Source organism: Pseudomonas sp. So3.2b (genome assembly GCF_019464415.1).
In the GTDB taxonomy this organism is placed as follows: Bacteria; Pseudomonadota; Gammaproteobacteria; order Pseudomonadales; family Pseudomonadaceae; genus Aquipseudomonas; species Aquipseudomonas shahriarae.
This window is the reverse complement of sequence record NZ_CP080494.1, coordinates 3,497,017-3,508,693: the sequence shown is the minus strand read 5'-3', so window position 1 is coordinate 3,508,693 and position 11,677 is coordinate 3,497,017. Positions and strand designations below refer to the sequence as shown.

Here is an 11,677-nt window from a genome sequence, read left to right as displayed (position 1 = left end):
ATGATGAATGTGGACTTGCAACAACTGATTCGCGTGTTGACGACGCACACTCGCCGAGACCTGGAGCGTGCCGCCGAACGCTGTGTGACCCGGGGCGGGACGCAAGTCCTGGTGGAGGACATGTTGCTGGCGCTACTGGAGCACCCGCAAGGATTGCTGGTGCGCGCGCTGCAAGATGCCGGTGTCGAACAGGGCGAGTTGCAAGCCACCCTGCAGCCCAGGGTGGGCCAGGGCACTTCACGCAATCCGGTGTTTGCGCCGTTGCTGGTGCAATGGTTGCAGCAAGCGCTGGCGGTTGCCCAACTGGAATTGGCGCAATCCCAGGTCGGTGACGCAGCCTTGATCCTCGCCTTGCTGCGTAACCCACAGTCTCACGCAGGCAGTCGTTATCAGGTGCTGCTGGCGCGCCTCGATGCGCAGCGCCTGCTTGAATTCGCCCTGAGCGCCGAGATTGAGGGTTCCCGTGGGACAGCCGGCGCCAACAATGAGTCGTTGTTGCAGCGCTTCACCCATGATCTGACTCAGCAAGCCTTAGAGGGGCGGGTTGACCCGGTATTGTGCCGCGACGCAGAAATCCGCCAACTGACCGATATCCTGGCGCGTCGGCGCAAGAACAATCCGATCATTGTCGGTGAGGCCGGTGTCGGCAAGACTGCGCTGGTCGAGGGTCTGGCCCGGCAGATCGCCTGTGGGCAAGTGCCGCCAGTGCTCAAGGATACGCGCCTGCTGGTCCTCGACATGGGGCTGCTGCAGGCCGGTGCCAGCATCAAGGGCGAGTTCGAGCGGCGGCTCAAGGGCGTTATCGACGAAGTGAATGCCTCACCGGTGCCGGTGATCCTGTTTATTGACGAGGCACACACCTTGATCGGTGCCGGCAGCGCGCCCGGCAGCGGCGATGCGGCGAACCTGCTCAAGCCGGCGCTGGCCCGTGGCGAGCTGCGTACCATCGCCGCCACCACCTGGTCGGAGTACAAGAAATACTTCGAAAAGGATCCGGCATTGGCCCGGCGCTTTCAGCCGGTGCATGTCCAGGAGCCCAGTGTCGATGACGCAGTGACCATCCTGCGGGGTCTCACTGCGGTGTATGAAGCCAGCCATGGCGTGTACGTGCGCGATGACGCCGTGGTTGCCGCCGCGCAGTTGTCTGCCCGTTACCTGGCGGGGCGACAGTTGCCCGACAAGGCCGTGGATCTGCTCGATACGGCCTGCGCCCGTGTGCGCATCAGCCTGGTGACAGCCCCGCCGGCGTTGCAGGCCGTGGCGGCGCAGCTGGCTGAAAGCACCGGCCAGCACCAGGCGCTTTGCCGCGATAGGGACGCTGGGTTACCTATAGATCCGGGCGCGCTGCAGGTTCTGGCTGCACGCCTGCAAACCATCGGTTGCGAACACGAGCACCTCAAGCAGTGCTGGACGCGCCAGCGCGAGATGGCCGAAGCGATACTGGCCCTGCGCATACAGGTGAGCCAGGCTCGTCAGTCGGGGCAGGCAATCGAGGTGCTTGAGCAGCAATTGTGCGAGGCCCACGGCAGTCTGCTGGCCGAGCAATCTCACCAGCGCCTGGTCAGCTTCGAAGTGTGCCCACGGCTGGTGGCGGAAGTAGTCAGCGCGTGGACGGGAATTCCGCTGAGCCAGGTGGCCTGCGAGCACAGCACCCAGGTCCGCGATTTCGCCACCGATCTGCGGGCGCGCATTCTTGGCCAGGCGCACGCCGTACAGGCGCTGGATCGCTCGATGCGTGCGGTTGCGGCAGGCCTGAACCGCCCCGATGCGCCCGTGGGCGTGTTTCTGCTGGTCGGCCCCAGTGGCGTCGGCAAGACAGAAACGGCACTGGCCCTGGCCGAGCTGTTGTATGGCGGTGAGCGGTTCCTGACCACTATCAACATGTCCGAGTACCAGGAGCCACACTCACTGTCGCGCCTGATAGGTGCTCCGCCCGGGTATGTCGGCTATGGCGAAGGTGGCGTCCTCACCGAGGCGGTCAGGCAAAAGCCCTATTCGGTGCTGCTGCTCGATGAAGTCGAGAAGGCGCACTCCGGTGTGATGAACCTGTTCTACCAGGTCTTCGACAAAGGGCGGGCCAATGACGGTGAGGGACGTGAGATCGACTTTCGCAACACCCTGATCCTGATGACCTCCAACCTTGGCAGCGAATGCACCATCGACCTGTGCCGGGCCACACGGCATCCCACCCCACAAGCGTTGCAGGAAGCACTTGCGCCGCTGCTCAAGCAGCATTTCAAGCCGGCGCTGCTGGCCCGTATGCGCGTAGTGCCGTACTACCCGATCAACGGAGCGGTGCTGCGGGAATTGGTAGAAAGCAAATTACAGCGCCTGGCTCAGCGTTTGTTGCAGCGCCAGTTAGCGTTCAGCTATTGCCCGCGGCTGGTCGATTACCTGGCAGAGCGCTGTACCCACACCGACAGCGGGGCGCGGTATGTCGATCAATGGATCGACGCCAATCTATTGCCCCTGGTTGTCGATCGCCTGCTTGAGGCAATGGCCAGGGACGAGCATCTGCAGCGTGCCCACGGGACGCTGGATGGCGACGGTCACGTAATCTGTGAGTTTGCGTGATGAGGGAGAACCCGTTGTCACAGGCGCTTGATCCTGCCGAACAGCTGGTGCAGTGGCTCTTGCACATGGGCATCGACAGCGATCGGGCAAGTATGCCTGGCCAACTTGCCCATGCCGCCGTGCAGTTGAGCCAGTGCTCGCTCAGCCAGGTGTACCTGGCAGATGAGGGCGACCGTGGTCTGGTGCTGGCTGCCGAATACCGGCGAGATGCAGGGCCTGGGGATATCGGCGCACGTGCAGCAGTTGATCAGCAGCACCAGCAATTGCTGCAGTTCGCCCTGGAGCACAAGCGCACCTTGAGCATCCGCGGCCTGCAAGACAGCATTTATGACACGACTTTTATTCCGTCAGGCCCGGCGCCCTGGCAATCGTTGCTGTGCGTCCCCGTCACCCATCGCCACCTTGCTGTGAAGGGCGTGTTGTTATGCGTAACCGAACGCAGCATCGACCTGCAGGGGTACGCCACGACACTGGGGCAGTTGGCGGTGTTTGCGCTGCGCCAGCGGTCGCTGTTACCGGAGCCTTGCCCGCCGCCGGCCCATTCGGCGCGCGATAACGTTCTGCGTCCCAACGGCTTCGGCCTGATCGGCAACAGTACGGCGATGGATGAGACCTGCCGCCTGATCGGCAAGGTGCTGGACAGTACCTATACCGTGCTTTTGCGCGGCGAGACCGGCACGGGCAAGGAGGTGGTCGCGCGGGCGATCCATGCCATGGGCCCGCGCCGGTCCAAGGCCTTTGTCGTGCAGAACTGCGCGGCATTCCCGGAAGGGTTGCTGGAGAGCGAACTGTTTGGCTATCGCAAAGGCGCGTTTACAGGCGCCGACCGGGACCGACCGGGGCTGTTCGATACCGCCAACGGCGGCACGTTGCTGCTCGATGAAATCGGCGACATGCCGATGTCACTGCAAGCCAAGTTGTTACGGGTATTGCAGGAGGGCGAAGTACGCCCGCTGGGCGCCCGCGTCGCCCATAAAGTGAATGTACGGATCATTGCCGCCACCCACCGCGACCTGCCTGCAATGGTGGCCCAGGGCAGCTTTCGCGAGGACCTCTACTACCGGCTGGCGCAGTTTCCAATCGAGCTGCCGGCCCTACGCCATCGCGAAGGCGATGCACGGCAATTGGCTCGCCATTTTGCGGGCCAGGCCTGCGCGACCCAGGGGCGAGCACCGGTGTCCTGGTCGGACCAGGCCCTGGATCAACTGTCCAGCCACAGCTTCCCCGGCAACGTGCGCGAACTCAAGTGCCTGGTGGAGCGCGCGGTGTTGTTGTGCGACGACGGGGTGATCCTGCCGCAACATTTGTCGTTGCCATTGGCGTCCTCCACACAGGCCAGCGACGCAACGCTGCGCCAACGCCTGGAGCGCGTCGAACGTGGCTTGCTGATTGATTGCCTGCACAAGAATCGCGGCAATCGCACCCGCACCGCCCGCGAGCTGGGAGTCGCCAGGCGCACCCTGTTGTACCGCCTCGCGCGGCTGAATATCCCTTTCGGTGAAGCATCAAGGGGGAGCGCTGAATGACACCAGCCCTGACTGACAGGCGCCGGCTGTTGCGCTCGGACGGATTTATTTCAATGGGAGAGGCGTGATGATTGTTTCTCGGTGGCAGGTATTAGTCCTTGTTCTGCTGATGTTGGTGCTGAGTGGTTGTACGGCAAATTACGTGTTTGACGACGATGAATATCGGCCGCTGGGAGATCCGCGGCCCGACCAGTACCCGCAATAAGCCCGGAGGCCCCGTATGCAGTTGATATTTGAGATCTGTGGCAATTGGCAAGGCATGCCCGGCTCGACCCGCAACAAAGTGTTTGACGGCGCCGGCGGGGTGATTGGCCGTGGTGCCGATTGTGATTGGGTCATTCCCGATCCCAGCCGTCAGTTGTCCAATCATCATGCCTTGATCAGCTTTCGTGACGATCAGTACTTTCTGACGGACATCAGCAGCAATGGCATTTGCCTGGGGGACAGCGCCGTGCGCTTGCGCAAGGGCCAGGCCCGGCCTATTGGTCAAGGCATGGTGTTTCGGATGGGCCCGTTTGATATTCGCACGCAGTTGGTGGCGGTGGCTGGCGCCGCGAGTCACAGCGACAACCTGATTCCGGATGACGCGTTCCTGCAGCTGGATCCGCTGTATGCCATGCCCGGCCAGGCCCAGCACTCAGAGGAAACGCGCTGGACGGACACCAGCACGGTCGAGCGCCAGCATGTGACTGTGCCGACCCTGGTAGAGCCTGCCCCGCAGATTGCACCAGCGGCAGAAAGCCCCCCGGCAGGTAACGACCACGCGCTGTTCTGGGGGGCGTTTTCCAAGGCGCTGGGCGTGTGCCTGGACCCGCTCGACGAACCAGGGCGGCAAGCGCTGGCAATCAAGGTAGCGGGCTTGCTCAGGCAGGCCGCCGAAGGGTTGCAGCAGAACCTGCACACCCACGAAGAGTTGAAAAGTGAGTTGAGCGCTTCGCTCGGGCGTCCGAGCGACCAGCCTCCCTTGATGGGCGGTGCCGATTCCCTGGAGGCCATGTTGGGCGGTGAGCGGCAGGGGCTGCCAGCCGAACTGGCGGTTATCCAGGCTTACCGCGATTTGCAGGTGCATCAGGTCGCGGTGCTCGCGGGTTGTCGTGCCGCCGTGCGCGGCGCACTGGCGGCGTTTGCCCCGGGCCAGTTGCTGGTGCGTTTCGAACAGCAGGGCAACACGCCGCGGCTCCCCACCAGCGGCGCCTATTGGCGTGCCTACCTACGCCATTATCAGCGCCTGGTCGAGGACGAAGGCTGGAGTGAACGCTTACTGAGCGAGGACTTTGCCAACGCCTACCGGGAGCAGGTACGCCTGGTTTCCACCCTTCACAGTACTTGTTCTGGATGATCCCCATGTCACGCTTCACCTTTGTTCTGTTACTCGCTGTGATGGGCCTGTTGCCCGGCTGCAGCAACCTGTCCCCCTATTCGAAGCTGACCAAGCTGGACCTGACGCTGACTGCCAGCGATCAGGTCAACCCGGATCTGAATGGTCGGCCGTCGCCTATCGTGGTGCGTTTGCTGGAGCTCAGCAATCCGGTGGCCTTCGAGAATGCGGATTTTTTCAGCCTGTATGGACGTGCCGAAAGCAGCTTGCCCAAGGACCTGATAAGCAGCGAAGAATGGGAGTTGCGCCCTGGTGAGCAGGTCCCGCTGAAGCTCAGGGCAACGTCGGGCGGCCGCTACATCGGGGTGTTGGCGGCCTACCGGGATTTGCCCCAGGCACGTTGGCGCTATGTCGTGCCGTTGGCCGTTGGCTCGCGGACCCGTATCGAACTGTTGTTCGATGAAGCGGGCGTGCGCGCAGCCGATTGGCAGCCGACCCAGGCAGGTGACTCACATGCTGCTCGATAAAGTCACCTGGCAGGAGGGCATGTTGTTGCGCCCTCAGCATCTGCAGCACAACGACCGTTACTACCATCAGCAACTGGCCCGCCGCAGCCAGTTGTCACAGGGCTATGCCTGGGGCTTCCTGACCTTGGAAATCGACCCGCAGTACCTCGAGATGGGCAAGGTGGTGGTCAGCCAGGCCAGTGGCGTGCTGCCTGATGGGACGCTGTTCGATATGCGTGACCTGAGCGCGCCGCTGGTGCTGGAAATTCCTCCAAACAGCGGCAGCCAGGCGGTGTACCTGGCGTTGCCGATGGTTGCCGGCAATGCCGTCGAGGTTCGCCGCCCGGCGCAAGCTGATGTAGTGGCGCGCTACACCGCGTACGAAGTGGAAGTGGGAGACGCCAATGCCGGCGAAGACACACGCTGCGCCATAACCTGCGCCCGCCCGGATTTTCGCCTGCTGCTTGGCGACGACCATGACGTCCAGACCTACGTCAGGCTCAAAGTCGCACAGGTCCTGGACTGTAACGGCCAGGGCGTTGTAGCCCTCGACAGCCTGTTCTCGCCGACGTTCATGCACCTTCATGGGTCGCCCTTTTTACTGTCCTGCCTCAAGGAGGTGGTCAGCCTGTTGGCGTTCCGCGGGGACGCGATTGCCGAGCGTTTGCAGGACGCTGGCCAGGCGGCCGGGGCCGAGATGGGGGACTTCCTGATGTTGCAGTTGATCAACCGTACGGAGTTGATCCTGCGCCACTATCTGGACCAGACCCGCCTGGGCCCCGACGTGTTGTACCAGGCTCTACTGGCGTTGCTGGGGGAGCTTTCGACGTTTTCCAGCGCTACCAAACGCGCCGGTTTTGACGGGCGCTACCAACATAGCGAGCAGGGACCGAGCTTCCGTGAGCTGATGGCGGCAATTCGTGCGGTGCTGTCGATGGTACTCGAGCAACATGCCATTGAGCTGGTGCTGCAGCCCCGTCAATACGGGGTGTTGGTGTGCCCGGTCAACGACCTGAATCTGCTGGGCACTGCGACTTTCATTGTGGCCGCCAGTGCCCGTAGCGATTCAGAGGTGTTGCGCCAGCGGTTGCCGGCGCACCTGAAAATCGGGCCGGTGGAGCGGATCCGCGAGCTGGTCAACCTGCACCTGGCTGGCATTAGCGTCAAGCCGTTGCCTGTGGCGCCCCGGCAGATTCCTTTCCATGCCGAAAAAACCTATTTCATGCTCGAGCTCAGCCCCCGCGACCTGGAGCAGTTGGCACATTCAGGTGGATTCGCCTTCCATGTCAGCGGCGAGTTTGCCGATCTTGAATTGAAATTCTGGGCTATCAGGAACTGAACCGATGACGATGGAAAGGACATACCCGCAGGATGACAAGACGGTCCTGCTGGATCGTCATGGATTTGGCCCGGCGCAGGGCGCCATCACGGATTTCGAGGCACCACCGCGCTTTGAACAGCTTGAGGACCGGATGATGTACGCCGCCCATTTGCAGGGCGCAGAACACTTCAGGCTGGGGCTCAACCCGCTGGTGACAGCGGCCTGGGACCTGTTGTCGGAGGTGGTCCGGCTCAAGGGCGGCACGGCCCGTGAAGGCCTGCACGCGCTCAATGATCGGTTGTCATCGGGCATTACGTTGTTTGAAACCCGCGCCCGCCACGCCGCAATCCTCGACAGCCAGATCACGGCGGCGCGTTACGTGCTGTGTAGCGTAATAGACGAAGCGGTGGTGATCACGGCCTGGGGCAGTCAGAGCGACTGGTCGCAGATGAGCCTGTTGAGCCGCTTTCATAACGAAACCTTTGGCGGCGAAAAATTCTTCGAGCTGCTTGAGCGATTGTCCAGGGATCCGATCAAGCATCTGGCGCTGCTGGAGTTGATGTACGTCTGCCTGGCGCTGGGCTTTGAAGGCAAATATCGGGTGATGGAGCGTGGCCTGCTGCAATTGGACGGCATTCGCGACGCTTTATACCGGCAGATCATCCATGTGCGCGGCCACGCGCCTCTGGCCAGTGAGCCCCGGCCACCGTCCAGCCGCAAACCCCGGCAGGCGATGCGCATTGTTTCTGCAACCTGGGTCTGGGTCTTCGTCGTAATGGGCCTGGCCCTCATGTATTCAGGGTTCGCCTGGGTGCTTGGAGAACAGCGCGAGAGCGTGCTCAAAGCCTATCTGCCGACCACCACCGACATCATCCGGACACCGCAGTAGCGCAGGGAGCGATCCATGAAAAATCTATTCAAAATGCTGGCCTCTGCCTTGGGTTTGACCTGGGTCTGGAGCTTGCTGCTGGTACTGTTGCTGGCGTGGACCGTGTGGCGGTTCGGGCCGCTCCTGGCGGTCGATGACAAGCGCTTCTGGCTCGGTGCGACATCGCGCTTATTGACCGTCAGCGGCTTGTTCCTGGCCTGGGGGTTGGCAATGGTCTTTGCCCAGCGGCGCACCCCCGCACAATCCCCCGCACAGGCTTGCGGCCCGGACCAGGCGCCGCCTAAGTCCCACAAGGGCCTTGTGGAGCACGAACAGCACAACGTGCGTGGCCGCTTCAAGGAAGCGCTGCACACCCTCAAGGCAGCGCGGCGTTATGGCAAACGCAGCGAACGTTGGCGCAACGAATTACCCTGGCACCTGGTGATGGGCGCCAGCGCCAGTGGCAAGACCTGCCTGTTGCAGGCGGGTGGCATGCAGCTGCCATTGGACCGGACTGATTGCGGCGCCCCCCACACTGCCGGCGCAATACCCCATTGCGAGTGGTATTTTGCCGATGAGGGGGTCCTGATCGACACCCCGGCGCGCTACCTGACCCATGCCGACAGTGAGGTCGATGGTGGCGGCTGGGCGACCTTGTTGACGCTGTTGAAAGCCCGGCGCCGTGCGCGCCCGCTCAGCGGCGTGCTACTGACACTGTCGGTGGATACCCTACTCAATGGCAGCGAGCAGGACCTGAGCGTTGCTGCGCGCCAGTTCAACAGCCGTCTTCACGATCTGCAGCAGACCTTGCATGTGGAGTTACCGGTCTATCTGGTGCTGACTCAGGCGGACCATTTGCCCGGTTTTGTCGAGTTCTTCGAGCGAACGGAGGGGCAGGGCAGCGACGGTCTGTTGGGCGAGCCCATCGTACCCGGCACGGCGGGAACCGATAACGCCCAGGTGCGCCAGGCATTTGAAGCCGTGCTGCAGCGTTTGAGCGGGGAACTGATACAGCGCCTGCATCTGGAGCGCAGCGGCGAGCGCCGCGGGCGTATGGTGGATTTTCCTCGGCAGGTGGCGCAGATCGGCGAGCGCCTGTGTCTGTTTACCGAACTGGCGTTTTCTGCCCATCGTTACCAGCGCGTCAACGCATTGCGCGGTTTCTACTTGACCAGCGCCGGTGAGCGTCCACGGTTTATCCAGGGCCTGTTCAGCCGGGTGGTGTTCGGCGAGGTCGACCTGGCCGGCCTGGACCACCGGGAGCGCGCGCAGATCCGCCGGCGCCAGCGAGGCCTGGCCCTGGCTGCCTTGCTGGTGCTCGGCGGCGCAGGTTCGCTGTGGATGTACAGCTATTCGCAGAATCATCAACGCCTGGAACAACTGCGGGAGTTGGCGCGGTCTCCGGCTCCTCGGCAGGCGGCAGAAGACCCGAGCGTGGCGATAGTTCCACTATTGGACCGTCGATGGGCGGCCACGCAGGTTTTTCCGGCACCGCAAGGTGCGGGATGGTTGCAGTTTTCAGGTTTGTACCAAGGTGACAGGAGCCGCCCGGTGCTGGACACCGCCTACCGCCAGGCATTGCTCCAGCACCTGATGGCACGGGTCAGCGACATGCTGGAGGAGCAGGTGCGCAGCAACTTGCACGACCGTCAGCAGTTGCTTCTCAGCCTGCGGGCCTATCTGATGCTCAATCTGCCTGAGCGGCGGGACACACAATGGTTGATGGATCGCGTCGCCGAGCTATGGTCGCTGCGCTACCCTGGCGACACTGCCCTGCAGAAGCGTTTGAATGCACATTTTGCACAATTGCTTGCGCAACCCTTTGTGGCACCCCTCAACGAAACCCTGGTGGCCCAGGCTCGCCAGGTCTTGAAAGCGCAACCTTTGGCTGGCGTGATCTACCGTCTGCTGCGTGAACAGGGCAGCGAGCTTGAACCCTATCGTTTCGCGCAACACCTGGACCCCCAGGAGCAAGTGTTCGCCGGCATTGACCAACCCATTCCTGGCTTCTTCACCCAGCAGGGCTACCGTCAGTTCTTTGCCGTGCAGGGCACTCGGATGGTCGCGGCCATCGTGCGTGATAACTGGGTACTGGGGGAGGGTACAGAACTGAGTGCCATGGGCCTGCGCCAACTGATGGTCGAGCTGGAGCAACAGTATTTCAGCGACTATGCCCAGGCCTGGGGGGCGGCGCTGGCCCAGGTGCGCTTGCAGGAAAACGATAGCCCCCGCGAAATTGCCGAGCAGCTGGCGGGCCTGACATCAGCCCGTTCACCGTTGTTGCAGTTGCTGCAGCAGGTCCGGGAAAACACCCGTTTTTCAAGCCCTGTCGAACGCCTTGAGGCGCTTCAGTCGGGTTCGCCGGTGGCCCAGGCGGCCGTGGACAGTGTCGCGCAACGGCTGCCCGACACCCCGCAGCGCGCAGTGCAGCGGCGCTTTGAATCACTGCATCAGTTGCTCGATGAGCAGGACAACCCTGGGCCAGAATTGTCCCAAGTGTTGCAAACCCTCAACCAGGTGCATCTGCAGTTGGCCGCCCTTGGGCGGGAGAACCGGCCTGAACGAGCCGCCTTTGAGCTGGTCAAGCGGCGCATGCAGGGACAACAGGACGCCCTGGGCAACCTGCGCAATGCTACGGCGCGCCTGCCGGCTCCCCTCAACGGCTGGCTCGCGGGTGTCGCTGATGACACCTGGCGCCTGGTGCTTGACGAGGCCTACCGCCACCTGAACCGACGCTATCAGAGTGAGGTGTATGGGTTCTATGCTTCGGCGATCAAGCAACGCTACCCGTTCAGCGCCCATGCCAGCAGCGACGTGGCCCTGAATGATTTTCGCGAGTTCTTCAAGCCCCAAGGGGTGATGGCGCGGTTTCTTGACGACGACCTGCGGCCTTTTGTGATGGGGGACGGCGACCGCTATCGGTTGCGCAGCCTGGATGGCCGCAGCCTGCCGATGTCGCGGGCGTTGCTGGACCAACTGGCAAAGGCGCGCACCATACGCCAGGCGTTCTTCGCCGATGACCCGAGTGAGCCGGGGGTGCGCTTTACCCTGGCGCCATACAGCCTGGATCCCACGGTCAGTCGAGCGATTCTGCGGTTCGGCGACCAACAGATGGAATACCGCCACGGGCCGATTGTCCCGATGCTGTTCCAGTGGCCCACCGATACCGAGGACGGGCGCAGCAGCCTGGTGCTGGAAGGTATGGCGCAACGGCCAATGGGCATCGAGAAAAACAGCGGACCATGGTCGCTGTTCCGCCTGTTTGACTTGCTGCAAGGCGAACCCTCGAATGGCCGCGATGCGCGCCTGCTCAAGGCGGACATCGGCGGCCTGCGAGCCCATTATCTGTTGACCAGCCAGCGCACGCCGAACCCGTTCGAGATGGCGACGTGGCGGACCTTCCGCATACCGGAGCAACTATGAGCCCATGGCAAGACACCTGCCGCAACGCAATGGGCGAGGCGTTGAACCCGGAACCCCCGAATTGATGCTGGATCGCGGGTTCGACGGGGCATTGCGTGGTCAGGCCAGGGGTAATCTGACGGCCCTGGTGATGCAAGCATG

At 62.7% G+C, this 11,677-nt stretch carries 8 protein-coding genes; all 8 read left to right on the top strand.

Annotated elements, in window-relative coordinates; translation table 11 throughout:
• A complete protein-coding gene (tssH, locus tag K1X80_RS15550; RefSeq protein WP_200659818.1) occupies positions 1-2,574 on the top strand; it encodes a type VI secretion system ATPase TssH in 2,574 nt (857 codons plus the stop codon).
• A complete protein-coding gene (locus tag K1X80_RS15545; protein WP_120733288.1) occupies positions 2,574-4,100 on the top strand; it encodes a sigma-54-dependent Fis family transcriptional regulator in 1,527 nt (508 codons plus the stop codon). Before tssH ends, K1X80_RS15545 begins: the two co-directional genes overlap by 1 nt.
• A 67-nt stretch (positions 4,101-4,167) precedes the next feature.
• Entirely contained in the window at positions 4,168-4,305 is a 138-nt protein-coding gene (locus K1X80_RS28210; RefSeq protein WP_115128353.1) for a type VI secretion protein TagU, read from the top strand.
• Between the two features lie 15 nt (positions 4,306-4,320).
• Positions 4,321-5,439, top strand: coding sequence for a type VI secretion system-associated FHA domain protein TagH (gene tagH, locus K1X80_RS15540; protein ID WP_220172268.1), 1,119 nt, complete (start codon positions 4,321-4,323; stop codon positions 5,437-5,439).
• A gap of 5 nt (positions 5,440-5,444) precedes the next feature.
• On the top strand, positions 5,445-5,945 hold the full coding sequence (tssJ, locus tag K1X80_RS15535) for a type VI secretion system lipoprotein TssJ (protein WP_200659769.1): 501 nt from the start codon (positions 5,445-5,447) through the stop codon (positions 5,943-5,945).
• Positions 5,932-7,263, top strand: coding sequence for a type VI secretion system baseplate subunit TssK (tssK, locus tag K1X80_RS15530; protein ID WP_200659778.1), 1,332 nt, complete (start codon positions 5,932-5,934; stop codon positions 7,261-7,263). Before tssJ ends, tssK begins: the two co-directional genes overlap by 14 nt.
• Before the next feature lie 4 nt (positions 7,264-7,267).
• The gene (icmH, locus tag K1X80_RS15525) at positions 7,268-8,134 is read left to right on the top strand and encodes a type IVB secretion system protein IcmH/DotU (RefSeq protein WP_164844811.1); all 867 of its coding nucleotides are present in this window, start codon (positions 7,268-7,270) and stop codon (positions 8,132-8,134) included.
• Positions 8,135-8,149: 15 nt separating this feature from the next.
• Positions 8,150-11,536 (top strand): type VI secretion system membrane subunit TssM, encoded by a 3,387-nt coding sequence (gene tssM, locus K1X80_RS15520; RefSeq protein ID WP_220172267.1) that lies wholly within the window; start codon positions 8,150-8,152, stop codon positions 11,534-11,536.
• Positions 11,537-11,677: the final 141 nt, after the last annotated feature.

Coding starts and splice junctions, on each gene's coding strand:
- tssM (WP_220172267.1), top strand. CDS start 8,150: ATGAAAAATCTATTCAAAATGCTGGCCTCTGCCTTGGGTTTGACCTGG.
- K1X80_RS15545 (WP_120733288.1), top strand. CDS start 2,574: ATGAGGGAGAACCCGTTGTCACAGGCGCTTGATCCTGCCGAACAGCTG.
- tagH (WP_220172268.1), top strand. CDS start 4,321: ATGCAGTTGATATTTGAGATCTGTGGCAATTGGCAAGGCATGCCCGGC.
- tssK (WP_200659778.1), top strand. CDS start 5,932: ATGCTGCTCGATAAAGTCACCTGGCAGGAGGGCATGTTGTTGCGCCCT.
- tssJ (WP_200659769.1), top strand. CDS start 5,445: ATGTCACGCTTCACCTTTGTTCTGTTACTCGCTGTGATGGGCCTGTTG.
- K1X80_RS28210 (WP_115128353.1), top strand. CDS start 4,168: ATGATTGTTTCTCGGTGGCAGGTATTAGTCCTTGTTCTGCTGATGTTG.
- tssH (WP_200659818.1), top strand. CDS start 1: ATGATGAATGTGGACTTGCAACAACTGATTCGCGTGTTGACGACGCAC.
- icmH (WP_164844811.1), top strand. CDS start 7,268: ATGACGATGGAAAGGACATACCCGCAGGATGACAAGACGGTCCTGCTG.